The 25922-nt window shown below is 75.3% G+C and carries 29 protein-coding genes; 8 read left to right on the forward strand and 21 right to left on the reverse strand.

Features of this window, described 5'->3' with window-relative positions; translation table 11 throughout:
- Positions 1–22 precede the first annotated feature (22 nt).
- From PGB27_RS24335 to PGB27_RS24370, 8 genes are all read right to left on the reverse strand, one after another.
- Positions 23–736, reverse strand: a complete 714-nt coding sequence (locus PGB27_RS24335) for a hypothetical protein (protein WP_274203018.1) — start codon at positions 734–736, stop codon at positions 23–25.
- A gap of 101 nt (positions 737–837) precedes the next feature.
- Positions 838–1902, reverse strand: a complete 1065-nt coding sequence (locus PGB27_RS24340; RefSeq protein ID WP_274203019.1) for an EcsC family protein — start codon at positions 1900–1902, stop codon at positions 838–840.
- A gap of 35 nt (positions 1903–1937) precedes the next feature.
- Positions 1938–2522, reverse strand: coding sequence for a nucleoside/nucleotide kinase family protein (locus PGB27_RS24345; RefSeq protein WP_274203020.1), 585 nt, complete (start codon positions 2520–2522; stop codon positions 1938–1940).
- Complete coding sequence (locus tag PGB27_RS24350) at positions 2519–3136, reverse strand: DUF3558 domain-containing protein (RefSeq protein WP_332843873.1); 618 nt, start codon at positions 3134–3136, stop codon at positions 2519–2521. The genes PGB27_RS24345 and PGB27_RS24350 overlap by 4 nt, the downstream gene beginning before the upstream one ends.
- Positions 3072–3485 (reverse strand): hypothetical protein, encoded by a 414-nt coding sequence (locus tag PGB27_RS24355; protein WP_274203022.1) that lies wholly within the window; start codon positions 3483–3485, stop codon positions 3072–3074. Before PGB27_RS24355 ends, PGB27_RS24350 begins: the two co-directional genes overlap by 65 nt.
- A gap of 95 nt (positions 3486–3580) precedes the next feature.
- Positions 3581–4312: a uracil-DNA glycosylase gene (locus PGB27_RS24360; RefSeq protein WP_274203023.1), complete on the reverse strand. Its 732-nt coding sequence runs from the start codon at positions 4310–4312 to the stop codon at positions 3581–3583.
- Positions 4312–4716, reverse strand: coding sequence for a nitroreductase family deazaflavin-dependent oxidoreductase (locus tag PGB27_RS24365; protein WP_274203024.1), 405 nt, complete (start codon positions 4714–4716; stop codon positions 4312–4314). Before PGB27_RS24365 ends, PGB27_RS24360 begins: the two co-directional genes overlap by 1 nt.
- A complete protein-coding gene (locus tag PGB27_RS24370; protein WP_274203025.1) occupies positions 4709–5194 on the reverse strand; it encodes a DUF3293 domain-containing protein in 486 nt (161 codons plus the stop codon). Before PGB27_RS24370 ends, PGB27_RS24365 begins: the two co-directional genes overlap by 8 nt.
- Before the next feature lie 74 nt (positions 5195–5268).
- Between PGB27_RS24370 and PGB27_RS24375 the strand changes: the two genes are divergently transcribed.
- The 4 genes from PGB27_RS24375 to PGB27_RS24390 all read left to right on the forward strand — a co-directional run bounded on the left by PGB27_RS24375 (position 5269) and on the right by PGB27_RS24390 (position 7872).
- A complete protein-coding gene (locus tag PGB27_RS24375; RefSeq protein ID WP_274203026.1) occupies positions 5269–5559 on the forward strand; it encodes a hypothetical protein in 291 nt (96 codons plus the stop codon).
- Positions 5556–6761, forward strand: a complete 1206-nt coding sequence (locus PGB27_RS24380) for a putative T7SS-secreted protein (protein ID WP_274203027.1) — start codon at positions 5556–5558, stop codon at positions 6759–6761. Before PGB27_RS24375 ends, PGB27_RS24380 begins: the two co-directional genes overlap by 4 nt.
- On the forward strand, positions 6758–7087 hold the full coding sequence (locus tag PGB27_RS24385) for a hypothetical protein (protein ID WP_274203028.1): 330 nt from the start codon (positions 6758–6760) through the stop codon (positions 7085–7087). Before PGB27_RS24380 ends, PGB27_RS24385 begins: the two co-directional genes overlap by 4 nt.
- Positions 7088–7176: 89 nt before the next feature.
- On the forward strand, positions 7177–7872 hold the full coding sequence (locus tag PGB27_RS24390; protein ID WP_274203029.1) for a hypothetical protein: 696 nt from the start codon (positions 7177–7179) through the stop codon (positions 7870–7872).
- A gap of 12 nt (positions 7873–7884) precedes the next feature.
- Here the strand turns inward: PGB27_RS24390 and PGB27_RS24395 are convergent, their stop codons facing one another.
- The 7 genes from PGB27_RS24395 to PGB27_RS24425 all read right to left on the reverse strand — a co-directional run bounded on the left by PGB27_RS24395 (position 7885) and on the right by PGB27_RS24425 (position 16040).
- Positions 7885–9189: an RNA polymerase sigma factor gene (locus PGB27_RS24395; protein WP_274203030.1), complete on the reverse strand. Its 1305-nt coding sequence runs from the start codon at positions 9187–9189 to the stop codon at positions 7885–7887.
- Between the two features lie 41 nt (positions 9190–9230).
- Positions 9231–10004 (reverse strand): coiled-coil domain-containing protein, encoded by a 774-nt coding sequence (locus tag PGB27_RS24400; RefSeq protein ID WP_274203031.1) that lies wholly within the window; start codon positions 10002–10004, stop codon positions 9231–9233.
- A 150-nt stretch (positions 10005–10154) separates the two neighbouring features.
- Complete coding sequence (locus tag PGB27_RS24405) at positions 10155–11312, reverse strand: M20/M25/M40 family metallo-hydrolase (protein WP_274203032.1); 1158 nt, start codon at positions 11310–11312, stop codon at positions 10155–10157.
- Positions 11313–11355: 43 nt separating this feature from the next.
- Entirely contained in the window at positions 11356–12456 is a 1101-nt protein-coding gene (locus PGB27_RS24410; RefSeq protein ID WP_274203033.1) for a cobalamin-independent methionine synthase II family protein, read from the reverse strand.
- Positions 12449–13480 (reverse strand): cobalamin-independent methionine synthase II family protein, encoded by a 1032-nt coding sequence (locus tag PGB27_RS24415; RefSeq protein WP_274203034.1) that lies wholly within the window; start codon positions 13478–13480, stop codon positions 12449–12451. The genes PGB27_RS24410 and PGB27_RS24415 overlap by 8 nt, the downstream gene beginning before the upstream one ends.
- Entirely contained in the window at positions 13480–14286 is an 807-nt protein-coding gene (locus PGB27_RS24420; RefSeq protein WP_274203035.1) for an inositol monophosphatase family protein, read from the reverse strand. The genes PGB27_RS24415 and PGB27_RS24420 overlap by 1 nt, the downstream gene beginning before the upstream one ends.
- Positions 14283–16040 (reverse strand): PEP-utilizing enzyme, encoded by a 1758-nt coding sequence (locus tag PGB27_RS24425; RefSeq protein ID WP_274203036.1) that lies wholly within the window; start codon positions 16038–16040, stop codon positions 14283–14285. Before PGB27_RS24425 ends, PGB27_RS24420 begins: the two co-directional genes overlap by 4 nt.
- A 178-nt stretch (positions 16041–16218) precedes the next feature.
- Here PGB27_RS24425 and PGB27_RS24430 point away from each other — a divergent pair, with 178 nt between their 5' ends.
- The 3 genes from PGB27_RS24430 (at position 16219) to PGB27_RS24440 (ending at position 19175) form a co-directional block, all read left to right on the forward strand.
- The gene (locus tag PGB27_RS24430; protein ID WP_274203037.1) at positions 16219–17187 is read left to right on the forward strand and encodes an AraC family transcriptional regulator; all 969 of its coding nucleotides are present in this window, start codon (positions 16219–16221) and stop codon (positions 17185–17187) included.
- A gap of 95 nt (positions 17188–17282) precedes the next feature.
- Positions 17283–17891 (forward strand): GNAT family N-acetyltransferase, encoded by a 609-nt coding sequence (locus tag PGB27_RS24435; protein WP_274203038.1) that lies wholly within the window; start codon positions 17283–17285, stop codon positions 17889–17891.
- A 63-nt stretch (positions 17892–17954) separates the two neighbouring features.
- Positions 17955–19175 carry a DUF998 domain-containing protein gene (locus PGB27_RS24440; protein ID WP_274203039.1) on the forward strand — a complete coding sequence of 407 codons (1221 nt, stop codon included), beginning with the start codon at positions 17955–17957 and terminating at the stop codon, positions 19173–19175.
- On the opposite strand, the gene PGB27_RS24445 is transcribed toward PGB27_RS24440, so the two are convergent.
- The 3 genes from PGB27_RS24445 to PGB27_RS24455 are packed head-to-tail and all read right to left on the reverse strand — an operon-like array spanning position 19155 to position 21865.
- Positions 19155–20090: a vWA domain-containing protein gene (locus PGB27_RS24445; protein WP_274203040.1), complete on the reverse strand. Its 936-nt coding sequence runs from the start codon at positions 20088–20090 to the stop codon at positions 19155–19157. The genes PGB27_RS24440 and PGB27_RS24445 overlap by 21 nt on opposite strands.
- A gap of 24 nt (positions 20091–20114) precedes the next feature.
- Positions 20115–21044: an AAA family ATPase gene (locus tag PGB27_RS24450; RefSeq protein ID WP_274203041.1), complete on the reverse strand. Its 930-nt coding sequence runs from the start codon at positions 21042–21044 to the stop codon at positions 20115–20117.
- Positions 21041–21865 carry a mycofactocin-coupled SDR family oxidoreductase gene (locus PGB27_RS24455; RefSeq protein WP_274203042.1) on the reverse strand — a complete coding sequence of 275 codons (825 nt, stop codon included), beginning with the start codon at positions 21863–21865 and terminating at the stop codon, positions 21041–21043. Before PGB27_RS24455 ends, PGB27_RS24450 begins: the two co-directional genes overlap by 4 nt.
- A gap of 136 nt (positions 21866–22001) precedes the next feature.
- On the opposite strand from PGB27_RS24455, the gene PGB27_RS24460 reads away from it, so the two are divergent.
- Positions 22002–24266 carry a M20/M25/M40 family metallo-hydrolase gene (locus tag PGB27_RS24460; protein WP_274203043.1) on the forward strand — a complete coding sequence of 755 codons (2265 nt, stop codon included), beginning with the start codon at positions 22002–22004 and terminating at the stop codon, positions 24264–24266.
- Positions 24267–24376: 110 nt separating this feature from the next.
- Here PGB27_RS24460 and PGB27_RS24465 read toward each other — a convergent pair whose 3' ends face one another.
- From PGB27_RS24465 to PGB27_RS24475, 3 genes are read right to left on the reverse strand one after another with little or no spacing between them, the layout of a single operon-like run.
- Positions 24377–24676 (reverse strand): antibiotic biosynthesis monooxygenase family protein, encoded by a 300-nt coding sequence (locus PGB27_RS24465; protein ID WP_274203044.1) that lies wholly within the window; start codon positions 24674–24676, stop codon positions 24377–24379.
- Positions 24677–24707: 31 nt separating this feature from the next.
- Positions 24708–25277, reverse strand: a complete 570-nt coding sequence (locus PGB27_RS24470; protein WP_274203045.1) for a YdeI/OmpD-associated family protein — start codon at positions 25275–25277, stop codon at positions 24708–24710.
- Complete coding sequence (locus tag PGB27_RS24475) at positions 25274–25894, reverse strand: TMEM175 family protein (RefSeq protein ID WP_274203046.1); 621 nt, start codon at positions 25892–25894, stop codon at positions 25274–25276. The genes PGB27_RS24470 and PGB27_RS24475 overlap by 4 nt, the downstream gene beginning before the upstream one ends.
- Between the last annotated feature and the right edge of the window lie 28 nt (positions 25895–25922).

Here is a 25922-nt window from a genome sequence, read left to right on the forward strand (position 1 = left end):
GTACTTCGATCACCGAGGGCGCTCAGGCGGCGAGCATCCCGCGCTCGCGGAGGTAGCGCGCCCGGTAGTGCCGCTCGGCGTCGTCCACCACCCGCGCCAGCAGCCGCGCGCCCAGGTAGGCCCCGAGCGCCGCGTCGAGCACCGGCCCCACGGTCGGCACCAGCCGCACGAGCTCCGTCGGCCCCCGCTGCACCGACAGCCGCATGACGACCAGCGCCGCGAGGTGCCGCCGGTCGCCCTCGGTCGTCCCGCCGAGCGAGGTCGCGACGAGCGCCAGCACCGCGGTCCTCTCGTCCTCCGACCGCGCCGCGAACCCGAAGTGCGCCCCGACGTGCGACACCGCGCGCACGCACGTCGCCGTCGTCAGCAACGAGTCCAGGCCCAGCGCCCCGATCACCCCCACCACCGGCGCCCACCGGCCCGCCCCGAGCAGCCCGGTGACCAACCCGGTCGCGCCCGCCTGCACCGCGCCGACCACCGCGTAGATCCGCGCGAACGGCGGCGCCTCCTCGAGGACGTCGTCAGCCGGCTCGTCGTCGCGCTCGCGCCCGAGGAGCACCCGCGCCGGGTCGAGCGTCGCGTGCCCGAGCCACTCCCCGGCCGCGCCCGCCACGGCGGCGACGTCGCCCGGCGCAGGCAGGGCGCGCACCCAGCCCCGCACCGTCTCGACCACGCCGGCGAGCCGGCTCGGCGGATCTCCCGGAGCCGGACCGACGGGCGCGACGAGGGCGGTCATCCCGCCTGACGCTAGGTCGCCGGGACGGGGCGCGGAGATCCGTGACGTGCCCGACCGGTGGCCGCCGGATGAACGCCCGGTGGACGCTGGGCCGAACGGGCTCAGGCCCCGGCGAAGATCTCGTCGCCCTCGTCGTCCATGTCGTCGCCGCCGTCGTCGGCCTCGCCGTCGACGTAGGGCTGGTAGGTCGCCGGGTCGAACGGCAGGTCGACGCCGAACGGCAGCTCGTACTTGTCGTGCAGGAAGCGCTCGCGGTAGAGGTGCTCGGCGGTGTCGACCACCTTCGCGAGCAGCCGCGCCGACAGCACCGCCCCGACCCCGATCCCCAGCACGGGCACCAGCTGCGCGATCTCCCGCTGCCCGATCTGGCCCAGCAGGCGCTGGTAGACCGCGTGCCCGAGCCGCTTGATCTGCGCCTGCTGCTGCTTGCGCTTCTGGTTCTCCTCGGTCTTCGCGTGGATCAGCTCGGCGAGCTCCTGGTACGCCGCGGGGGAGTCCTCGTCGGAGGACAGCCCGACCGACAGCACCGCGAGCGCGATGATCTGCTCGGACCGCTTCGTGCCGTCGTAGCCGTGGTAGGCCGCGACGTGCGCGACCGCGCGCGTGCAGGACGCCACCGTGAGCAGCGTGTCGCCGGTCAGCGTCGCCACCATGACCGCGATCCCGGGGATGCTGCCGAGCCCCGCGCCGGTGGTGCCGCCGGCTGCGGCCGTCACGCCCGTGCTGGTGAGGAAGCCGGTGACACCGCCCTGGACGCCGGCGAACACGGTGTAGCCGAGGTCGAGGCGCGGCATCACGGTCTCGACGTCGGCGATGTCGAGGCGGCGGATGTGCTTGAAGTCGGTGACGTCGTGGCCGTGCTCGCGGAAGTCGGCGAACACCGCGTCGCGACGCAGCGTGGCCGCGCCCGCCCCGGCACCGGCCGCGGCGAGCTGGTGGAGCACGCCCTGCACGCTCTCGTCGACCTGGGACACGCCCGGCACCCGGCGCAGCAGCGACGTCACCTCGCTGCGGATGCCGGCGATGCCGTGGACGACCGGGCTGAAGAGCCCGGACGGTCTCTGCAGCTCCCGGTCCTTCCACTGCACGACCTCGCGCCAGCGCTCCGCGTCGGCAGGGGAGACGTCCGGCGTGGGGCGGGGGACGTCGTCCGTCGTCGCGCTCACACCCGCGACGGTACCCACAGGGAGCACACACGACCTCATCGGTGACGTGACGTGCGGATGTCGAGCGACCCGTCCGGGTGACGACGGACGATGACGTCCGCGGCGCCCGGCAGCCCCTCGCGCTCCGCGAGCGCCTGCTCGGTGCGGCGCCACGCGTCCCGATGGGGCGCGTAGAGCGGCCAATCCTCGCGGGTGCGCAGCCGCCGTTCCCTCTCCGGCGGGTCGGCGTCGACCCACACCGTCAGGGCGTGGTGATGGCGCAGCGACCGGGCCCCGGCGCCGCAGCCCTCGAGGGCGACGACGCGCGTGGTCACCGGCCGCTCCTGCTCCGGGCCCTCGCGCTCGTGCTCCCAGTCCCACGGCCGCCAGCACGGTGTCCCGCCGCGGCGGAGCGGCGCGACCAGGCCGTCCAGCACTCGACCCGGCGCCGCGGCCAGCCCCTCCCAGCCGAGGTAGAACTCCTCGATCGAGACGACGGTGACGTCCTCGTGCTCGGCCAGTTCCCCTGCCAGCGCGGTCTTGCCGGCGCCGGAGAAGCCGTCGATGCCGACCAGGATCGTGGTGCCGGCCGACGGCGGGAGCGAGGCGAGGTGGTCGGCGAAGGTGCGGGATGTGGTCACTTCTGTGGCGCGGGTGGGAGGTTTGAGAGCACCGTCTCGACGGTGCGGCGCGCAGATTCACACGGGGTGGACCCGGCAGCCCGTCCGAGCGAGTACCAGGTCGTCTCGAAAGCTTGGCCCTGAGCCGCGCCGGCCGTGATGGTGCATGCCGGGGCCGACGGTGCTGACTGCTGATAGACGACTGGCGCTCCCGCGATCTCGTCGGGACGGAATACAGCGAGCTGACGAGTGCGGTAGGTGTCGACGAGCAGGTCTCGTTCCGCCCAGGGGGCCAGGCTCAGCGTCTGTCTCTGCTCCTCGTCGCTCCACGAGCACTGGCGGGTACCGGGCAGGTCAACGATCCGCGCCGTCGTCGGCGCGAGCCCCAGCGCGATGACCTGCTGGTCCGTCAGCATGTTCTCGCACGGATCCTCCGCGGCTCGTCGCAGATCGCGTGATGACGTCGGGAGCGGCGCTCCGAAGCGGCCGTCAGTCGGCGGAGGTGGAACCGTTGGTGCGGTCGAGCACGCGCACAGCGCGGTCAGGATCACGAGGGCGAGGACGAGTCGTCTACTCACGAAGGCCGAGCCGGCTGCGGTTGGCGGCATCGATCTCTTCGTACGAGCGGAAGCCATCGCGAAGCGAGTCGATGAGGTCCTGAATCTGGTCTGCGCCCGCTTCCAGCGCTGCAACCAACGATCCCGGGCCGCCGGACGCGGCGATCCCCAGCATCCGCGCGGCGTCGACGCTCACCTGGTCGGCGGCCGGTGGGTCGACCTTGCCGAGGGCGAAGGCCTCATCGCGGATACTCAACAGCTCGACCTTCGCCTGCTCCAGCTCCCGGATCGCCTCGGGCGCGCGGGCCAGGTCGACGGTGAAGGCACCGCCACCCACCTCCGGCGGCCGGAACCGCGGCACCGTCGTCCCGTCGGGCAGGGACGCCGGGGAGTCGGCCTGCAGCGGCGGCGGCTGGGGCTCGGTCACCTCGCCTCCCTCCCGTCGACCACCGTGTCGACCACCGTGTCGACACGGACGCTAGCGAGATCCCCGTCCACGCAGGGCCGAATCGGGCGAGACCGTCAGAACGGCCGTCGCCGCCCAGCCGGTCCGCCGACCGCCGGGCGCACCTTCTCGCCCCGCGCCCGCTGCCCGGCCATCCGGAACGCCTCGACGACGAGGTCGCTGTTGCCTCGCCCCGTCGCCGCGTCGACCCGCGGGAACACCAGCGGGCTGGGGTGCGGAGCCGTCGCGACCGTCGCGTCCCGCAACGCCCCGGGCAGCCCCGCGCGCACGAGCCGCCGCCACGCGCGAGCGGCGGGCTTGCCCAGGAGCACGACCTCGGACGGGCCCGGGTCGAGCATCTCGAGCAGCTCGACCAGGTACGGCTGGGCCCGCACCGCCTCCTTCTCCAGGGAGCGCACCGGCTTGGCCGGGTTCGCGACCCACCACGGCACCACGTTCCAGTGCAGGGAGATGTCGTAGCCGAGCTTCGCCCGGTCGGCGGCGATGTAGGTGTTGTGCGCGGTGGGGTCGTCGTTGTGGCGACTGACGAACCCCGAGCCCTCCTCCGCCTCGCCCGACGGGTCCTGGAGCAGCACGAGCACGCGCGCCCCCTGTCCGGCGCTCGCCGGGTCGAAGTAGGGGAGGTTCTCGTAGGTGGTGTCCCGGACGTGGTCGACCCAGCGGTTGAGCTCGCCCACCGTGCCGTCGTAGCGCCGCGCCCAACGGTCGGCGTGGACGGCGGGGGCGAGGTCGCGGCTGAGCAGCTCGCCCCGCTTCTGGGCGAGCTCGTTCCACACCGGGCGCGCCATCAGCGTCGCTCGAGCAACACGACCGGGATCGTGCGGTCGGTCTTGGACTCGTAGCCCGCGAAGCCCGGGTAGTCCTGCTTCTGCTTCTCCCAGATCGGTGAGCGCTCGTCGGCGGCGAGGTCGCGGGCGCGGAGCTCGACGGTCTCGGTGCCGATCTCGGCGCTGACGTCGGGGTGGGCGAGCAGGTTGTGGTACCAGTCGGGGTGGGTGTCGGCGCCGGCCTTCGACGCGAAGACCGCGTAGGAGTCGCCGACGGCCTGGTACATCATCGGTGTCACCCGCTCGGTGCCCGACTTCCGCCCGATGTGGTGCAGGAGGAGCAGCGGGGCGCCCTCGAAGTTGCCGCCGACCCGCCCCTCGTTGGCGCGGAACTCGTCGATGATCTGCTGGTTCCAGTCACTCACTCCCGCCATCCTGCCCCTGGTCGCGGGCGTGGTCATGCGCGAGTTCCCACCCCAGGTCCACCGACGGCGCGTCGTCGCTGGCGAGCACGGTCCACGCCGTCGGGCTCCAGCGGAACACGGCGTCCTGTCCCCACGCCGCGCCGAGGGCCCGCGCCGCGTCGTCGTCGAGGCCCTCCACGAGCGCGCCCGCCTCGGCGTGCGACCCGTCCTCGGCGCCCGCGACGACGTGCCGGTGCCGGAGGCCGCGTGCGTCGAGCTCCGCCTCGAGACGGGCCTGCCGAGCGGCGTTCTCCGCCTCACCGAGCCGCGCGGGCCCGGGGTTGTGGGCGGTGACGACGTGGACGGGCGCGTCGAACGGGAAGACGCCCTCGACGTGGCCGGTCGTCCGGGGTCGCAGGAGCAGGGCGCGGCCGTGGAGATCGGGGATGCGCAGCACCGCGCGGGTGTAGTCGTCGGTGCGCGCGTCCCGGTCGTCCATGGCGTCGGGGATGGTGCCGCGAGCTGCGCGAAACCGCACCCGGCGCGGCGTCGCGTTGCCTACCGTCGCCGGTCGTGGCCGACGTGCAGGTGGTGATGCAGGCGCTGCTCGACGCGGCGCACGGCGTCGACGCCGTCATGGCGGAGCTCGCCCGCCACGACGTCGAGGACCTCGTGGACGACCCGAAGGCGTTCGGGCACGACGGCCTGGGGGCGGTTACGGCCGACTTCGCCGTGCGCTGGTCCCACGGGCTGGCGAACCTCACCGACGACGGCAACGCGCTGGCGCAGGGCCTGCAGGAGGCCGCGCGGACCTACGCGGAAGCCGAGGACCTCGCCGTCGAGCAGTTCCGCTGGGGGCGGTGACGCCGACGGTGGCCGAGCTCGGCGAGACGACGGACGCGGCGGCGCTGCTGCCCGGCGACCCGTCCCGCGTCCGTGATGCGGGAGCCGCGATCGCGCGGCTCGGCGCGGCGCTGATCGGAGCCGGCGACGGGCTGCGTCGCATCGAGACCGACGCCTGGCGGGGCGAGGGCGCGGACAGCTACCGCCGGGTGTTCGACCCGGTGCCACCGAACTGGATCGGGACGGGCGAGGCGTTCCTGCAGGCCGCCGACGCGCTGACGGAGTTCGCCGACGTCCTCGAGTGGGCGCGCGCCGAGGCGGTGGCGGCCGTGCAGGGATGGGACGCGGCGGAGTGGCTCAGAGCGCAGCCGCCGGCGCCCGACCAGCCCGATCCCGGCGCCCCTGTGCGAGCAGCCGCGGTCGAACGGCTGCGGATCGCCCGCGAGGCGGTCCACGAGGCAGGCGACCGGGCCGCCGTCGTCGTCGCCCACGCCCGGGACCGCGCGCCACCCGCGCCCTCGGTGGTGCAGCAGGTCGGCGGGTTCCTGGGCGACCTCGCCGGCGGGGCCTGGTCGGAGATCGCCGCGACCGGGCAGTTCCTCTGGCAGGTCAACCCGGCGCGCGTCCTCGTCGAACCCGCCGCTGCCGTCGACGGCTGGCGGGACCTCGGCACCGGCGTCGCCCACGCGGTCACCCACCCCGCCGAGACCATCGAGCAGGCCCTCCGCCCTCGTGAGGCGGCGACCAACCCGACCCGCTGGGCGGGCCAGATGCTCGCGGATCTCGGGCTGTCCGCGGTCGGCGGCGCCGGTGCCGCAGGACGGATCGAGCGCGCCACCCGCGCGGCCGAGGCCCTGCCGTCGGGGTCGCCGCAAATCGACGACGGGTCGCCAACCCTAGGGCGGTACAACGGCCTGACCGCGGCGGAGCACGCCGCGACGAGGGGCGTGCACATCGGGCGGAGGGGGAGCGCCAAGCACAGGAAGCTCCCCGTGCGCGAGGTCGACACCGTTGCTGAGGTCAACGAGATCTACCGTTCGCTGTCGGAGGGCGCGCAGGTGGTCCAGACGTCGGACGCGAGGACGGTCGTCGTCCTCGCCGACGGCACGTACATGACCTATCGCCCGACGTCGTCGTCCCCGCCTCACGACCCGGCGGTCGACATCAACGCCGGGCGCGGCAGCCAGGTCCGGGTGCACACCCCGAGGAGGGAGGACGGGTGAACAACGAGACCCAGATGATGGACGACATCGTCGCGGAGGCCCGGGCGGACTGGATCGACATGGGCCACGCCATCGGGATCGTCAGCCTGGACGAAGGCGGCGACGACGACCTCGCGCTCCTGCGCCGCGCGGCTGGGCTCGTCACGCAGCTGGTGCGCGAAGGGCGACTCATTCCCGGGGACATCGGCACCGAGCCCGGCGCCTTCATCCCGTGGCCCTCCTCGCGTGAGGACTCGGCCCGCTACCTCGAGGAGTACGTCGACCAGGTCGTGGGCGGCGCCAAGCCCTTCGAGCCGTGGCAGCCGTGCATGTTCGCCGCGGGCTAGCAGCTCCGAGTTGTCCACAGGCCGGCGACCGCACGGAACCGATCGGACCTCCCGGCTCTCCAACCCCGTGGAGACCCAGGGAGGCAGACATGGCGAAGCCGGCACGAGCGCGGCGCGGCAAGGACCGGACGGTGGCGGGGCGGCACCACGAGCAGGGCGATGAGTTCGTACGCCGCACGCTCGGACGCAGGGCGCTGCGGGAGGAGAGGTGGGACGGCGAGCTGACCGTCCAGCTCCTCCCGCACCACCTCGCGGCGGGGGAGCTGTCGACGGTCGTGGTCGGTGGCGAGATCGAGGTCGCGCCCGCGATCTACGCCGCCGGGCACCTGCCGGTGCTCTCGGACGGCGAGATGTGGGAGGTCGACGAATTCGGGTGCTTCGACGCCCGTGGCTCGGTGATCGCGGCGCCCGTGGCGGCGTCGATGTGCCCCTGCCGGGTCGACGTGCTCGACGTCGACGGGCGCCTCTTCCCGCTGAACTGGGCCGCCGCGGAGCCGGGCGACGGGCGGCTGTGGGTCGAGGGCGCGCTGTACCTCGACCCGGAGCTCGCCGCGGGCACCGAGCACGGCGAGGCGGTGGCGTTGTGCCGCCGGCGCTACCGCGTGCGCGAGATCCGGCAGTACCGCCGCACCACCTACCGGCCCGCCGACCCGCGGCGCCTCGACACGGTGCCACGGCCGGCGGCCGTCACCGACGAGGCGGTCTACGTCGCCGACCTGCGGCTCGTCGACGACGCCTCGCCGACGTCGCCGGGGAGGGAGGCGGTCGCCCAGCGTCCGGGATAGTGCGGAGCCGGCTCAGCGGCCCCCGCCGCGCGCGGGTCCACCCCGGTCGCCGCCACTGCCGCGCTCGCCACCCCCGCCGCCGCGGTCACCACCACTGGAGCCGTCACCGGAGCCGTCACCGGAGCCGCCCCGGTCGCCGCCACCGGCGCCGCCTCGACCCTCGCGGCCGCCGTCGTCCGCACGGTCGCGATCACCGCCGCCGCCACCCCGTCCGCCGCTCGAGGCGGCGGCCCGTGGCGGCGGGTCGTTCCGGGTCGGCTCGGCCGACGGCGAGCCGCTCGAGGACGCCGGTGGAGAAGCCGGGGCCGACGAGGAGGGCGGCGAGGTCGTGCTCGACGGCGGGTCCGAGGACGACGGCGCCGTCGGCCCGGCACCCGGCGAGGACCCGCCACCCGGCCCAGCAGAACCGCCACCAGCACCGCCACCCGAGCCACCGGCGCCGGCCGGCGCGCCACCACCCGGCGCGCCACGACCCGGCACACCACCGGGCCCGACCGGAGACCCACCCGGACCGCCACCCACACCCGCCGGGACGCCGGCGGGCACCGGGCCGACAGCCGCGGCCAGCGACGGCGTGGGCGCATACGGCGCCACGGGCGACGAGGCCGCGGGGGACGACGGGCCCTCACGCAGGCCGAGGTCGTCGATCGCCCCTGCGGTGGGCGACGCCGGCCCGACGCCGGGCGCCCCGGCGAGCCCGGGCGGCGGGAGGTCGCCGACGGCCGGGCCGGGCGAGCTGTCGCCGAGGGGTCCGCTGGAGTCGAGCCCGTCGGTGGTCGCCGCGACCGCGGCTCCGACCGTCGCGACCGCCGCCGCGGCGAGACACAGGGCGGCGATCGGCACCCGCCGGTCGCGCTCCGCAGGCACGGCGACCGGCGAGGCCGGCCTCGGCGGCAGCGTCGCCCGCGCACCCAGCGCGGCGATCTCCCGGGCCGCGACCGTCTCCGGGCTCGCGGTCCCGGCGGCCACGCCGAGGCGGTGGGCGAAGGCCAGCGCGCCGTGCGCCAGCCGGCGCTCGACCACCTCGAGCGGTACGGCGTCGAGGTCGGCGATCTCGTGGGCGGCCATCCCCTGCGCGTGGCGCAGGACCAGCGCGCGGCGCTGCACGGACGGGAGCGCCTCGAGCGCCTGCTCGGCCGGAGAAGGCAGAGAAGCCGGAGCAGCCGGAGCCGCCGGAGCCGCCGGAGCAGCCGGAGCCGCCGCCCGAGCAGGACGGCCGGCGCGCACCGCGTGCGCCGCGCCGCTCCCGGGACCGACGGGGGCGAAGACGTCGGTGTCGTCCACCGCCGCCGACCGGCGCACCGTCCGCCCGGGCACGACCACCGCGCTGAACCGAGGGGGCGCCGCCCGCCCGGCGGTCACGACGAACCGGCCCCGTCGAGGCGCGCGCCCTGGTCGGCCTGCCCCGGCTGCGCAGCGGTGGCCGCCTGCAGCGCCGCGGGCGCGGCGTGGAGGTGACGCTCGCGTGCCGGGAGCTGCCCGGACAGCGACTCGAGCAGGCGCCCGAGGTCGGTGCGCACCCCGTCGTGCAGGCCCTTGAGGCGCTGCAGCTCGTTCTCCGCCTCGGTGTGCCGGCGGCGGATGATCGCCTCGGTGTCGTCGCGGCGGCGCTGCGCCTCGGCCTCGGCGTCGCGGGTGATCTGCTCGGCGCCCATCCGCGCCTCGGCCAGCGTCTGCTCGGCCTCCTCGCGGGTCGCGGCGGCCTGCTCGTCGAGCTCGCGCTCGCGGCCGTCGAGGTCGCCGCGGCGGCGCGTGGCCTCCTCGTCGAGCGCGGCCCGGCGGGCGGCGAGGTTCTGCTCGACGTCCTGGCGGTGGGCCTCGGCCTCCTTGCGCGTGCGCTCCATCAGGGCCGACGCCTCGCGGGCAGCGGTGGCCCGCGCGTTGGCGGCCTCCTGCTCCGCGACGCGCAGCACGCGTTCGATGCGGTGGCCGAAGCCGCTCTCCACGGCCGAGTCGCCGTCGCCCTGGCGCTCCGGGCGGGTCCGGACTCGCTGGAGCTCCGCCTCGGCGTCCTCGGCGCGCTGCTGCTCCTGCCGGTGGGCGTGCTCGAGCATCTCGACACGTGCGAGGAGGGCCTGCACGTGCCCGTCGACCTGGTTCGGGTTGTAGCCCCGCTTCGTCAGGTCGAACACATTGGTCTGAGTGGCATCCCCCGACTGGGTCACGAGGGCGGACCTTAACTCACCCGAACGCGCGCTATCACCCCCCGTCCGCAACGTTGCGGTGACCCGTCCGTGACCAGAGGTGAACCACCGAGGTGTGATTCGTCGTCAGGCTACTGATCAGTCGCCGGCGATCAGGCCCGCGAGCAGGGCGATCCGTACCGGCAGGTCGGCGACCACGACGTGCTCGTGCTCCGCGTGCGCCCCGCCGCCGCTGGCCCCGAGCCCGTCGAGCACCGGCAGCCCGGCCGCGGCGAGGATGTTGCCGTCGCTGGCCCCGCCCACCTCGCGCGGATCGACCGCGACCCCGAGCGACGCCAGCACGGCCTCCGCCCGCGAGACGAGATCCGGCGCCGGCGCCGACCACGGCGGCCGGTTCCAGCCGCCCGCGACGTCGAGCCGGACACGGGGGTCGACGGGGCCCCACGCCCTCAGCGCCGCCGTCACCCGCTCGGCCTCCGCCTCCGTGCGCGCCCGGACGTCGATCTCCATCCGCGCGTGGTCGGCGACGACGTTGGGCCGCGTGCCCCCGGTGAGCACGCCGACGTTGACCGTCGTGCCGGCGGCGGGGTCGGCGAGCCCGACCAGGTGCCCGGTCAGTGCCGCCAGCGCGTGCACCGCCGATGCACCGGCCTCCGGGTCCAGCCCCGCGTGCGCGGCGATCCCGGTCGCCGTCACCGTCCACAGCCCGACGCCCTTGCGCGCCGTCTTCACGGTGCCCGCGACCCCGCCGGGCTCGAGCACGAGGACGGCATCCGCACCCGCGGCCGCATCGACGAGCAGCGACCGCGACCCCAGGCTCCCGACCTCCTCGTCGGCGTTGACCAGCAACCGCACCGACGGCCGCGGCATCCGGAGCGCGTCCAGCGCGGCTACCGCGTACACGCCCTGGACCAGGCCCGCCTTCATGTCGAACACCCCGGGTCCGCGCGCGACCCCGTCGGTCACGGCGAACGGGCGCGCCTCGACGGTGCCGGCGTCGAACACGGTGTCGAGGTGCCCGAGCAGCACCAGGGTGCCGTCCCGCGACCCCGGCGCGTCCACCTGCAGCACCGCGCCCGGACCCTCGCCGAGCGTCGTCGCCGTCGAGCCCGTCCAGGTCTCCAGCACCCAGCCGGTCAGCACGGCCGCGCCCGCCGCGAGCAGGACCGGATCGGTGCTGGGCGTCTCGGTGTCGACGAGGACGGCGAGGTCGTCGACGACCTCGTCGAGGCGTGCGGCAGCCCAGTCCCGGACAGCCCTCGTTCGACCCCCGACGGCTTCCACCTCGGTCGCCATCGCGTGACCTTGCCCCGAGCGGCCGCCGGGGATCAAGGATGGTTCAGGACCAGACGAGATCCGCCGTCCGCACGACGACCTCGAGCTTGCGCCGCTGGTCGTCCGCGGAGAGCTCGTTGCCCTCCCACGTGCTGGCGAACCCGCACTGCGGGCTCAGGGCGAGCCGCTCCAGGGGCAGGTGGGACGCGGCCTCGTCGATCCGCCGGCGCAGGTCGTCGACCGACTCGAGCGCGGGGTGCTTGGTGGTGACGAGGCCGAGCACCGCGGTCGTGTCGGGGCGCACGTGGCGCAGGGCGGTGAAGCCGCCGGCGCGGGCGTCGTCGTACTCGAGCAGCAGCCGGTCGTAGCGCGCCTCCGAGAACAGGACCTCGCCCATCTCGTCGTAGGGCACCGAGCTCTCGTACATGCTGCGGTAGTTGCCGCGGCAGATGTGGATGCCGGTGACGACGTCGTCGGGCAGGCCGTCGAACACCTTGCGGTCGGTCCGCACGTAGGAGGCCAGCTGCTCCTGCCACCGGTCCGGGTCCGGGAAGAGGCGCCGGTTGTCCAGGAACGTGTACTTCGGGGCGTCGAGCTGCAGGTAGCGCACGCCGGCGTCGGCCAGCGCGAGCGCCTGCCGGTTCATGATCGCCACGAGGTCGTCGAGGAACTCCTGCGGGTCGGGGTACGCGCGGTCGGAGACGCCGGCGGTCCAGTAGCTCAGGAAGTTCGTGGGGACGGGCAGGGTCACCTTCACCGGCCGGTCGGCGTGCGCGAGCAGGAACGCCGCCTCGACGTCGACGAGGCTGCCGCGCGGGGTCAACCGCGAGGCCACGACGGGCGAGGTGTGCGACGCGGCACGCCCGTCCGGGGCGGTCCAGGTGCGCGTGAAGCCCTCGGGGTCGAAGCCGTCGGTGACGTCGAGGACCGGGCCGTGCCAGATGCGCCGGCGCATCTCGCCGTCCCCGACGACGGGCAGGCCGACGGACCGCTGCAGCTCGAGGACGTCGAGCACCGCCTGGTCCTGCAGCGGGCGCAGGTCGGACACCCCGGCGGCCATCGCCTCCCGCAGCGCCGCGGGCCGCAGGAACGACCCGACCGTCTCGGCGCGGATCGTCGGGAGAGGGAGCCTGGGGAGCTCGACCCCGGTCGAGGGCTCAGCCATCGCGACGCACCCTCTCCGCGGCCTGCGCGGCCGCCGTCATCTTGGCGATCGCGAGGTTGCGGGGCACCCGTCGCAGCCCGCAGTCGGTCGAGATCTCCAGCGCCTCGGGGCTGCGGTACTTCAGGCACGTGCGCAGGCGTTCGACGAGGTCGTCGGGGGTCTCGGCGTAGTGCGTCTTGATGTCCACGAGGCCCGCCGACAGGATGCGGCCCGGGTCCCACTGGCCGACGAGGTCGATCTCGGCCATCTCGCGCCCGCCGAACTCCAGGCTGAAGCCGTGGACGTGCGCGTCGAGCAGCGTGGGGAAGAGCCAGCGGTAGGTCCGCTTGGCGTAGGGCAGCCGGCGGAACGAGCCGAAGCAGATGTGCACGGTGAAGGTGCAGCCGGCGAAGCCGTCCACCACCTTGTTGATCACGTCGACCATCGCCTGAGGCGTACGGTCGTCGTCGGCGACGGCCGGGGTGATCGGCTCCTCGAGCTGGATGTAGTCGCAGCCCGCGTCGAGCAGCTCCTGGATGTGCCCGCGCAGCGCCGGGACGAGCGCCTCCGCGCATGCCTTGCGCGAGGGGTAGACGTCGCGGAAGTCCAGCTCCGTGGTCATGCCGTACGGCCCCGGCATGCCGACGCGTGGGCGGCGGTCGGTCGCGGCGCGCAGGAACCGGTACTCGCCGACGAAGTCCCACATCCAGGTCAGGTCGTCGAGCGGCTGGGTGACCTTCCAGACGTCGAGCATGTCGTAGCCCAGCGCGCCGAGGCGGCGCGGCGCGGGCTGCAGCTCGAGGCCGGGCAGCGCGGCGGTGATGTTCTCGATCCAGCCGCGGCGGCGGTGCTCGCCGTCGGTGACGATGTCGAGCCCGCAGCGCTCCTGGTCTCCGATCGCGAGGCGGCAGTAGTCGTCGTAGAGCTCGCGCTCGTCCTCCGGCCCGAAACGCCCCGCGGCCTCGGCCGGCTCCACGACGTCCCACCAGCCCGGACGCGCCCAGCCGCCGGTGGTGGTCACCGCGATCTCGGTGTTGACGGTCATCAGCCCTCCTCGAAGCGCATGCCGGTGGCCGCGACGAGCTCGTCGTGGACCGCGCCGCCGCAGCTGGCGACGATGTCGTGGCGCACCGACCCGTCCCGGACCTGCCCGGCGAAGTCGGTGACGCGCCCGCCGGCCTCCTCGATCAGCAGCCGCCCGCCCGCGACGTCCCACGGCGCCATGTCCCGCTCGACGTAGCCGCCGAGGTGGCCCGCGGCGAGGTGGGCCATGACGAGCGCGGGCGCGCCGGGGAAGCGCACCCCGCCCGACACCGTGAGCATCGCCCGCATGAGCCGGGCGAACTCGGCGATGACGGCCGGGTCGGCCGACTGGGCCTGCACGCAGACGACGACCTCGGCCGCTCGGCTCGCCGGCGACACCTGCAACGGGACCCCGTTGCACGTGGCCCCGCCCCCGCCGACGGCGGCGTAGAGCTCGTCGCGCAGCGGGTCGTGGACGGCGGCGGCGACCGGGTCGCCGTCGAGGGTCGCCGACACCGCGGTGGCGAACCACGGGAAGCCGTCGATGAACGCGCGCGTGCCGTCGAGGGGGTCGACCCACCAGCACAGCCCCGCGACCGGCTCGCTCGTGTCGGGGGCGTCCTCCTCGCCGAGCACGAGGTCGTCGGGCCGCTCCGCCCGGATCGCCGCGACGACGGCCTCCTGCGCGGCCAGGTCGGCCGACGAACTGACGTCGACGCGGGCGTCCTTGAGCGTCACCTCGAGCACCTTGTCGCGGTGGTCGAGGAGCACGGCCCCGCCGGCGCGGGCGGCGCGCTCGGCGACGCCGGCCAGGTCGTGGAGAGTCACCCCAGCACCTCCACCACGCCGCGGTCGCCGTCGATGCGGACGCGGTCGCCGGTGGTGATCGTCGAGGTGGCGACGCCGGTGCCGACGACGCACGGGATCCCGTACTCGCGGGCGATGATCGCGGTGTGGGACAGGGTGCCGCCGGTGTCGGTGACGCACCCCTGGACCAGCCCGAACACCGGCGTCCACTCGGTGGTCGTGCCGCCGCAGACGAGGATGTCGCCGTCGCGGACCTGGTCGATGTCCTGCGCGGCCCGGATGACCCGCGCGGTGCCCACCACCGTCCCGCGGGCGGCCGGGAACCCCGAGAGCGTGGCCGTGGCCCGCTGCGCCTTGATCGTCGCGAAGTAGTCCGGGGTGAGGCCGAACAGTTCGGTCATGATCGGGTCGTTGACCGCGTCGGGGACCGTCCCCACGACGGGCGGCAGCTCGCCGCCCCGGGCCGACCAGTGGTCGTAGTAGTCGCGGCGTGCGGTGACCAGTGACCGGCAGTCGGCCGGGCCGCCGCCGTCGAGCAGGTCGAGCAGCTCGGCGCGGAACAGGAAGAACACGTCGTCGCGCGCGTCCAGCACGCCGTCGGCGACGAGCCGGTCGGCCGCGGCCAGCGTCAGGCGCCGGATCGGCAGGTGGACGCGACGGTCGATGAGGAAGTTGTGCTCCTCGTTCCACCACACGAAGTTCGCGGACCGGTTGGACGCGAGCGCCGCGTCGAACCGGGTGCGGTCCTCCTCGGTGAGCGAGGCCCGGGCCTCGTCGACGAGACGGTCGCGCTCGGCGAGCACCTCGCGTCGCGCGGCCGCGAAGTCGTGGCCCTCGGGCCGGGTGAGGAACTCCCGGATCGAGCCCAGCGGCGTGGCCGGGTGCTCGGCCCACGACGGCCGGTCCATCGTCGCGGTCTCGTCGGTGCGCTGGCCCCAGACCGCGAGGAACGCCTCGAGCTCGGCCCACCAGGCCGCCCCGTCCGCCTCCCGCTCGAGCGCGGCCCGGACGTCCTCGACGGTCGGCTCGGCGAGCGCCCCGGCGACGCCGAGCTCGCGGGCGCGCGCCGCGAGGCGCCAGAGCTCCTCGTCGGTGCGCAGGTAGGCGGTCTCCTCGCCGGCGAGCCACTTCGGGATCTGACCGGTGTCCAGCCCGAGGTCGGTGACGAGCTGGAAGAGCGCGACGTAGTTGGCCGCGAGCAGGTACATGACCTCGAAGTGCACGCCCCACGCGCGTCGGTGGAAGGCGATCGCGTCGACCAGGGCCTCGCGCAGCTCCGCGCGGCCCATCGCGTCGACGTCGAGGGCGTCGAAGTGGGTGTAGGCGGCCTCGAGCTCGGCGCGGTAGCCCGCCCAGTAGGTGTCGAAGTCCGCCAGCCGTGGTCCCGCGAACGCCCCGAAGCGCTCGGCGCGCGCGCCCATCTGCCAGATCGAGGTGATCGGGCACTGGCCGAGGTAGACGTGGACGCCGGCGATCCGGTTGACCATCCCCGCGGTCGGCGGGATGCCGACGATCTCGGCGCCGTACTGCGTGCCCCAGGTCTGGGCGTCCTCGAGCAGCCCCATGCTCGCCGGGGTGATGCCCTCGGCGAAGTGCTGCGAGTCCCGCATCCAGAAGCGGCCCTCGTCGGCGCGCGTGAAGGGCGCGAGCGGCTCGGCGAGGAACGGCCGGGACTCCAGCCGTGGCTCGTAGCCCGGGTAGAAGTCGCCGTCGGCGTACTCGCCGAGGGGGATGACCGTGCCCCGGTCCTGTTCTGCGTCTTCCGTGATCGTCACCGGCTCACGTCCTCGTGCTGGGCTCTGCTGGGTCCGGTGCGCCCGGACGCTAGGAGCCGGTGACGGTGGATCGGTAGCCACTTCCGGCGACGCCGTCCGGTTCCGGCGAGCCGGGTGTGGCCCTTGACACCCCCGCCGGGTCCGGCCAGCGTCGGGCGCGGGCACGAGGAGGTGCGGCGTGGAGGTCCTGCGCGGGGGCTTTCGGACGGCCGACCCCGACGACGCCCACGAGCGCACCGAGCCGCTCATGACCGGCCACCGGATGGTCGTGCGCCGCGAGGGCGCGTCGTTCGGGGCGGACGTGCGGTGGGTCGCGGGCGACGGCCTCGGGCTGCTGCGGTTCTCCTACGGCGCCGCCGTCGACATCCGCTCCCACCCGCTCGACGCCTTCGCCACCGTGCACCTGCCCGTGCGCGGCGGCTTCCACGCCGAGCACCGGGGGATGCGGGTGCGCGCCGACGCCTCGCACGGCGCGGTGTTCTCGTCGTCGGGGCCGTTGACGATGCGGTGGGACGCGGGCCTCGACCTGCTCGTCCTCAAGATCGACCGGGCCGACCTCGAGCGCGAGCTCGCCACCCTGCTGGGACGCCCGCCCGACGTCCCCCTGACCTTCGACCTCGCGATGCGGCGGGCCCGCGGCACGGTGAGCGGGGCCGCCGAGCTGGTGCGCAGCACGTGCGCGGCGGCCGGTCCGCAGGGCCCGCCGCCGCGGGTGTGGGCGGCGCTGAAGCACGCGGCGGCGACGGCGCTGCTGCTCGGGCACCCGCACTCGTACACCGACGCGCTGCGCGCTCCCACCCCGCCGGCGTCGTCGACCGTCGTGCGCCGGGTGCTCGACCGCGCCGCCGCCGACCCCGCCCACCCCCCGACCGCGCCCGAGCTGGCGAGGCTCACCGGCGTCAGCGAGCGCACCCTGCGCGCGGTGTTCCACGCCGAGTTCGGCGTCGGACCGGTCACCTACCTGCGGCGACGGCGCCTCGACGCCGTGCACCGCGAGCTCGCCGACCTCGACCCCACCGGGGACACCACCGTCGCCGACGTCGCCCTGCGCCACGGCTTCGCCCACGCCGGGCGCTTCGCGGCCGAGTACCGCACCCGCTTCGGTGAGGCACCGAGCACGACGCTCCGGTGCGCTCCGCGCAGGTGAGCACCCTCGCGTGCCATCGCACGCGAAAGTGCTCACGAGCGCGCAGCGCACCCGGCGCTGGACCCGGCGCGTCGCGGCGGAGCACCATCCGGGTCATGGGGGAGGCGGTACCGGTGGGGGAGGGCGACGTCCCGGCGGTCGCCGCCGCGGCCGCGCGGGCGTTCGCCGACGACGGCATGTTCACCTTCGTCTTCCCCGACCCGTCGACGCGGCCGGCGAAGCTCGACCGCTTCTTCCGCGGCGCCGTGCGCTACGGCCGGCTGGCCGGCACCGCGCTGACGACGAGGCCGGGACGCGCCGGCGTCGCGATCTGGCTGCCCCCGGGCCACACCACGATGTCGGTCGCCGCCATGGCCCGCGCCGGCATGCTGACCTTCCCCGTGACGCTCGGGCCGGCCGCGTTCCGCCGCTTCACGGCCTACACGAGCTGGCTCGACGGCCAGCGGCGCGAGCTCGCCCCCGACCCGCACTGGTTCCTGCTCGCGCTCGGCGTCGACCCCGTCCGGCAGCGCCGCGGGGTCGGCACGACGCTCATGGCCTCGACGCTCGCCGACGCCGACCAGCGCGGGCTGGCGGCCTACCTGGAGACGACGAGCGAGGCGAACGTCGCCTACTACGAGCGGGCCGGCTTCACCGTCGCGCGCGAGGCCGTCCCCGACGCCGGACCGCGGACCTGGCTGATGCGCCGGGAGCCGCGGCGCTGAGTGTGGGGTGATCCGGCCACCGGGTAGTCGCGGGATCGATCAACGCGCGGAGGGGACGATCCAGTGGCGACGTCGGCACGCGAGCGGGAGCTCGTCCCCGCCGAGCCGCACGACCGCGCGCGTCCGGGGCTCATCGCGGCCCTGGCCCTCGCGGCGCCGCTGGTGCTGGTGGTCGGCGCGCTGCTCGCCGAGGCCGCGCAGCCCCCGGGGGCCTACGACGCGGTCGGACAGACCGTCAGCACGCTCGCCGGACGCGCAGCCACCGACCGCTGGATCATGGCGGGCGCCCTCGCCCTGGTGGGCGTGCTGTACGTGCTGATCGCGGCCGGTCTGCGGGGCGTGTCCCGGCCCGGCCGCGCCGTCCTCGGTCTCGGCGGGGCGGCAGTGGTCGTCGCGGCGCTCGCCGCCCAGCCCGCGCACGGCAGCTCGACGGTGCACATGGCGGCCACGGTCACCGGCGCCGTCGCCTTCGCGCTCTGGCCGATCCCGCTGGTCGCCGACCGGCGTCTCGACCCCGTCCTGCGCCGGGGCTCGCTCGTCGCCGTGGTCGCGATGCTCGCCCTGCTCGGGTGGCTCTGCGCCCAGGCGTGGACCGACGGCGCATGGCTCGGGGCCGCGGAGCGGGCGCTGCTCCTCGCCGAGACCGCGTGGCCGCTGGTCGTCGCGGCCCGGATCGCCCGTCCGGCCCCCGCGACCGTCGCCGCGCTGCTCGGTCCGGTCGTGTTCGTCGTCGGGGTCCTCGCCGCGCAGGCCGCCCAGCCTGGCCCCGACCCGCTGGGCCAGTCCGTCAGCGCCCTGTCCGGCCACGCCGCGACCAGCCGCTGGATCATGACGGGCACGATCCTGCTGGTCGGCGCCCTGACGGTGGCCACCGCGCTCGCCCTGCGCCCCCGCGTGCCGCCGGCGGCGTGGCGGCTGCTCGCGGCCGGCGGCGTGTTCCTCGTGGTGGCGGGGCTGAGTCCGCAGCCGGTGGGCGGCTACTCGGCGGTGCACATGGTCGCCGGCGGCCTCGCGTGGGCGAGCTACACCATCTGGCCGTTGGGCCTCGTCGCCTCGCCGGCGGTCGACCGGCGGCTGCGCGTGGCCTCGGCCGTCGCGACGGGCGTGCTCGTCGTGCTCGTGGCGTGGTTCGCGGTCCAGCTCGTCACCACCGGCACCTGGTACGGCCTGTCCCAGCGGATCGTCGTGCTCGCGCAGGCGGTGTGGCCGGTGGTGGTGGCCGTCCACGTGAGCGGACTTTCGAGCGATACCTCGAAAGTTCGCTCACGAGGAGAAGATCACTGACAGCGCCGGCGCGACGTCGTGGTGGTCGCGCACGAGCCGGCAGTGTCCCCGCCCGGCGCGGGCGAGGTCGCGGCCGAGCTCGACGTCCCGTTCGCCGGACACGTCGAGCAGCACGTCGAGCCGCGGCAGGCGACCGGCGATCCCGCGCGGGTCGGGCCCGGCGTTGTGCACGGCATCGGAGAGCAGCAGCACCCGCGCGTGGGGAGACCCGGCACTGAGCCGTGCCGCGGTGGTGAGCGCGAAGGCGACGTTGGTGAGCCCGCGGGTCGGCACCCGCAGCAGCAGGTCCAGCACCGCGAGCGGGGCGAGGCGCTCGCCGGGTCGCAGGAGCACCGCGGCGTCCGACCAGAACGCGACCACCGCCAACCGGTCCCGCCCGAGCTCGCCGGCGAGCGCCCCGACCGTCGCGGCCGCGGTCAGCGCGCGCTCCCCGGTCATCGACCCCGAGACGTCGACCGCGAGCACCACCGTCCGCGCGCTGCGCCGACGCTCGCGCACCACGAGGTCCTCGTCGGCCGGCGCCGGGTTCGCCGCGAGCACCTCGAGCGTCGCGTCGAGCTCGAGGTCGTCGCCCGCGCCGTGCCAGCGCCGGCTGACCAGCTCCCCGGCCACGCCGGTCGAGCGTTCCTCGTCCGTCGGTGGGCGCAGCGCCAGGCGCCGGGCGATCCGCCGGGACCGGGCGCGGGCGACCTCGTCGGTCGTCCGCGCCGAGAGGTCCTCGAGCGCCACCACCTCGGCCGGCTCGTCCGACGCCCCCGGCGCCGTCCTGCTCCCGACCGACCGGTCCCCGCGACGCCGCCGGGTGCCGTCGGAGAGCACCAGCCCGCCACCCGCCCCGGCCCGCTCGTAGAGCGCCGGCTCCTCGGTCAGCTGCTTCGGTTTCCGACGCAACGGCCGGGTCGAGCGGCGCGTCACGGGGCTGTCGGCCTCGACCTGCTTTCAACCCGGCTCGGCGCGCGCCGGGTCGAGCACGAACCACGACTCCCAGATCGTCCGCAGCACCTGCTCGGGCGTCGCCTCGACGACCTCGTCGAGGTGGATACGACCCGACAGCGCGAGCAGCAGGCCGTCGAGGACGAGCGCGGTGTAGTCGTCGGGCAGCCCCCGCGGCGGGGTGACGCCCGGGTCGTCCGGGATCGGCACCGACCGCAGGCGGGCCAGCCGGTCGACGACGAGCGCGAGGTCGATCGCCCCGCGCACGCTGCTGCCCTGCCGGATCGCCTCGTGCCCGCGCGTCGCCCGCGTCAGCCCGACGGCGTCGGCGACCAGCCGCGGGAGGTCGAGGTCGGTGCGGGCGGCGACGATGGCCCGCTCGGCGTCGGCGTCCTGGTAGTCGACGGCGAGGCGGCAGAGCCGGTCGCTCACCGACGTGGACAGGCGCGTCGTGCCGATCGTGTCGTACGGGTTCATCGTCGCGACCACCCGGAACGACGGCGCCGCCTCCACCGTGCCGACCCGCGGCACGGCGATCCGGCGCTCGGCCATGGCCGTGAGCAGCGTGTTCAGCGTGTCCTCGGGCGCCCGGTTGAACTCCTCGACGTAGAGGAAGCCGCCGGACCGCATCGCCTCCAGCAGCGGTCCGGGGACGAAGGTCTCCGCCGAGTAGTCCTCGCGCAGCACCCGCGCCGGGCTGTGGTGCCCGACGAGGCGGGTCGGCGTGAGGTCCGCGTTCCCCTCGACGAACACCATCGGCACGTCCCACTCGGCGGTGATCGCCGCGAGGATCGTCGACTTCGACGTCCCCGGCGGCCCCTCGAGCAGGACGTCGCGGCCGGCCGCGACGGCGGCCAGGAGCAGGTCGAGCTCTCGCTCCCGGCCGACCACCCGCGCGGCGACCTTCTCCCGGACGCCCGCCAGATCGTCGGTCACTTGACGCTGAAGCCCGCGTCGACCGGCAGCGTCACGCCGGTGACGTAGCGGCCGGCGTCGCTGACGAGGTAGAGGATCGCGTTCGAGATGTCGACGGCCTCGACCATCTCGACGGGCAGGAGGTTGGCGAGCGCGTCGCCCTTCTCCGGGTTCTCGGCCATCCACGCCTCGAGCTGCGGGTTGACGACCATCGGCGTGTTCACCCCGGTCGGGTGCACGGTGTTGACGCGGATGCTGTGCGGGGCGAGCCAGTGCGCGAACGTCCGCATCAGGCCGACGACGCCGTGCTTGGCCGCGGCGTAGCCGCTCATCGCGCCGCCGCCGTCGCCGCCGCGCCCGGACAGCCCCTGCGTGGAGCTGGTCAGCACGATCGCGCCGCCGTCGCCCTGCTCGATCATGCGCGGCGCGGCGACCCGGACGGTGTGGTAGACGCCGGTGAGGTTGATGTCGATGACCTCCTGCCAGCCGCGCTCCTCGTCGTCGGGCTCGCCGCCGACCTGGTTCGCGATGCCGGCGTTGGCGAGGACGATGTCGACCCGCCCGAGCTCGGCGACCCCGTCGTCGAGCGCCGCCTGCAGCGCGCGCCGGTCGCGCACGTCGGCCTGGCGCGTGACGATCCGCCGGTCGAGGTCCTCGACCTGCTTCGCGGTCTCGGCCAGGTCCTCCGGCGTCGCGCCCGCGTACTGCACCGTGCCGATCTGCTCGCAGATGTCGACGCCGATGATGTCGGCGCCCTCCTGGGCGAGCCGCAGCGCGTGGCTGCGGCCCTGGCCGCGCGCGGCCCCGGTGATGAAGGCGACCTTCCCGTCGAGCTGTCCCATGCGCGGGCTCCTCCTCGTGCGACGTCGTCGTCACCCCCACCGTGACCCACACCACGACGATCACGCCACGGCCGTACGGCCGATCTTGCGGGCCTGTCGCTGGCGTGGCGCGCGCCGGTGCGAGACGGTGCACGCCGTGATCGGGCGCCTGCTGGCCGTGGTGCTGCTCACGGTGGTGGGTGTCTACGCGGTGCTCCTCGAGCGCCCGCCGGACCCCGTGCCCGCGTCGGCGCCGCCCGCCGAGTTCAGCGCCGACCGGGCCGCCGTGACCGTCGACCAGCTCGCCCGCGAGCCCCGCCCCGTCGGCAGCCCGGCGTCCGACGCGGCCCGCGAGGCGCTGGTCGGACGGCTGCGCGCCGAGGGCCTCGACCCGCGGGTGGACGCCACGGCCGCGATCGCCGCCGAGCAGGGGCAGGTGCGGGCGGCGCGTGTCGAGAACGTCGTCGCCACGCTCCCCGGCACCGACCCGACCGGTGCCGTCGTCCTCATGGCGCACTACGACTCGGTGACCGCCGGCCCCGGCGCCGCCGACGACATGTCCGGCGTCGCGACGGTCCTCGAGACCGTGCGGGCCCTGCGCGTCGGCCCGCCGCTGCGCAACGACGTCACCGTCGTGCTCACCGACGCCGAGGAGGCGGGCCTGCTCGGGGCGCGGGCGTGGGTGCGCGAGCAACTGCCCCCCGACCGCCCGACCGTCGTCCTCAACTGGGAGGCCCGCGGCGCCGAGGGACCGTCGCTGCTGTTCGAGACCTCGCCGGGCAACGCCGGGCTCGTCGACGCCTGGGCCCGCTCGGTCCCGCACCCGCGCGGCGACTCCTCGCTGGTCGAGATCTACCGCTTCCTGCCCAACGACACCGACCTCTCGCCCGTCCTCGACGCCGGCCGGCCCGGGATGAACGCGGCGTTCGTCGAGCGGCCGTACCAGTACCACACCCCCGGCGACACCCCGGCGAACCTCAGTCGCGCCTCCGTGCAGAACCACGGCGGGAACGCGCTGGCGCTGACCCGCACCCTCGGCGCCGAGGACCTGGCGCCGCTCGACCCCGTGGCGAGCGTCGGGGAGCCGTCCGGCGACCGCACCTACTTCGCCGCGCTCGGCTACCTCGTCACCTACGACAGCTCCTGGGCCTGGGGGGTCGCGGGCCTCGCCCTGTTGCTGGTCGTGGTGCTGGTCGTCGTGGCGCGGGTGCGACGCAGGGCGACGATCGTCGGCGTCCTGGGCGGCCTCCTCGCCTACCTGCTGACGCTGGTCGTCGCGGTCGCCGCCGGGATCGGGTTCTGGCAGGCGCTGGTGTGGTTCCGCCCGTCGTACGCCGACACCGGTCCGTTCCTCGGCCGCCCGACGCTCTACGAGATCGCGGCCGGGGTGCTCGCGTTCGTCGTGGTGACGCTGGTCGTGAGCCTGCTGCGTCGCCGGCCCGGCGGCCTCGCCCTCGCGTGCGGCGCGCTGCTCGTGCTGGCGCTGCTCTCCCTGGGGCTCGCCGTCGTCGCGCCCGGCTCGGTGTTCCTGGTCGCCTGGCCGGTCGTCGGGCTCGCGGTGGGCCTGCTGGTCGTGGCGCTGGCGGGGGAGCGGCCGTGGCTCGCCGTCCCGTTCTTCGTGCTCGGCGCCGTGCCCGCGGTCGCCCTGCTCGTCCCGTTCGCGGTCGCGTCCTACGGCGTCGCGGGCGTGTCCGACGGGCTCGCGGTGGCGGTGTTCGTGCTGGTCGGGGTGCCGATCGCCGCGGGGCTCTCGGCGCTGCCGCGGCCCGGGCAGGTGCGGGGCTACGCGCTGCCGATCATGGCGCTGTTCTGGGTGCTGATCCTCGCCGCGGGCGGGCTGTTCGTCGACCGCCCCGACGCCCGCACTCCCCAGGGCAGCAGCCTCGCCTACGTCCTCGACGCCGACGCCGGTGTCGCGCGGTGGGTGACGACGGACGCCGCGCCCGCCGAGTGGACGCGCCGCTACGCGCCCGACCCGCCGTCGGTGGTCGCGTCGTGGCCGTACGGCGAGCCGGTGGGCAGCGGGCCGGCGCCGGTGCGGCCCGCGCCGGGTCCCGCCGCGCTCGCGACCCCGATCGCCGGCGGCGGCGTGCGGCTGCAGGTCTCGTCGCCCCGGGGCGCGCCGACGATCATCGTGCGCGCCGACCGTCCCGCCGCCTCGGTGACGGTGACCTACCCCGGCCGGACGCCGCTGACCACCCCGCTCGACGGCGGCCCGCTGCGGCTCCAGCTCGACGACGTCCCGCCCGAGGGGGCGACCGTCGACCTGCAGCTCGGCGGACCCGCCACGCTGCGCGTCGACGACCAGACCCTCGGCCTCGCCGGCCTCCCGGACTTCGTCCCCCGCCCACCCGAGCTGCGCCAGGCGCGGGGCAACCAGAGCGACGTCGTGATCGTGTCCCGCCGCCTCGCCGTCCCCTGACCTCGACCCCTCACCGGCGCACGGGGTGTGCCAGCCTGGCGTCCACGCTGGCACTCAACGCCAGGATCGCCACCTCCTCGCCGGCAGACACGCCGGCAACCCGGGACGGCTCAGGCACGCTCGTCCGAGACCACCTCGTACCAGCTCGTGTCGCTCGGACCCTCCTGCAGGCCCTCCATCCGCTCGCGGGTCTCGAGGAACGCGTCGTCGGAGTGCCAGGCCTCCCACGCCGCGCGGGTGGTCCAGGTGCCGATCACCGTGCGCTCGTTGGGGGCCTCGAGCGGGATGACGAGCTGGTTGCCGACCCAGCCCTCCTTCTCGCGGGCGGTCTCGAGGCGGTCGCGCATCGCCGCGTCCCACTCGGGCTCGCGGCCGGGCGTGAGGGTGACGTGGGTGATCACGGTCATCATGGGTGCCCGGCTACCCGCGCCCCGGCCGGTCTCACGCCCGCGGGTACGCGACCTCGCCGGCCGCCGCCCGCTCCGCGATCTGCGCGATCCGCCCGGCCCGCGTCGCCGGCCGCTTCGCCTCGACGAGCCACACGAGCATCGCCCGCCGCTTCGAGCGGCTGAAGCCGTCCCACTGCTCCCGCGCGCCCGGGTGCGCGTCGAAGGCCGCGGCGAGATCGGGCGGGACGACCAGGTCCTCGACGTCGTCGAGCATCGTCCAGCTGCCGTCGGCCTTCGCGGCGTCGATCATCGCGCGCCCGGCCGGCGCGATCAGTCCCGCCGCCTCCAGGCGTTCGATGCGCTGCTTGTTCGAGCGGGCCCAGCCGCTGCCGCGCCGTCGGGGGCTGAACCACATCGCGGTGCGCTCGTCGTCGAGCGAGCGGGTGGTGCTGTCGATCCAGCCGAAGCACAGCGCCTGCTCGACGGACTCCTCGTAGCCGACGGTCGGGCGCCCGGTGCGCGGCTTCCACGTGACGAGCCAGACGCCGACGCCGCGGTCGTGGTGCTCGGCGAGCCAGGCCCGCCAGGCGTCGACGTCGTCGGGGTGGACCTCCTCGCTCATGCCCGGCTCACCGCCGTCCGGGCCTCGAGGCGGTCGGCGACCAGGCCCAGCGGGATCGCGAGCGCCCAGCTGACGCGGGCCCAGGTCGGCGAGACGAAGGCGATCGGGATCGACGGCAGGAAGCCGACGACGACGGCCGCGGTGCCCCAGTACTTGCCGTGGCCCCAGCGCCGCGCCCAGCCCTCGCCGACCAGGCCGTCCTGCTCGGCGACACGCCACAGCGCGAGCGAGCTCAACGAGGTCCCCATGATCGAGCCGGCGTAGATGACCGTCGCGGCGATGCTGTCGCCGTCCCCGAGCAGGGCGGTCGGGAACGGCAGCATGACGACGAAGAACAGGAACACGAGGTTGGCGACCAACAGCCGCCGGCTCGCGCCCCGCAGCGCGATGAGGTCGTCGTGGTGCAGGACCCAGAAGCCCCCGATCACCGCGAAGCTCAGGACGAGCGCGAGGAACTGGTGGCCCAGGGCGAGCAGGTCGGCGACGACCTGCCCGTCCCGGACCTGCACGTCGGTGAGCGGGAGGATCAGGATGGTGATCGCGATGGCGAAGATGCCGTCGCTGAGCGCCGACACCCGGTCGAGGGAGGGCAGCGGCCGGCCGTCGTCACCCTCCACCGCGCCCCCTGCGTGTGCTCAGCCCTGG

Origin of the sequence: Actinomycetospora lemnae (assembly GCF_028737315.1) — a bacterium.
GTDB classification, from domain to species: Bacteria; Actinomycetota; Actinomycetes; order Mycobacteriales; family Pseudonocardiaceae; genus Actinomycetospora; species Actinomycetospora lemnae.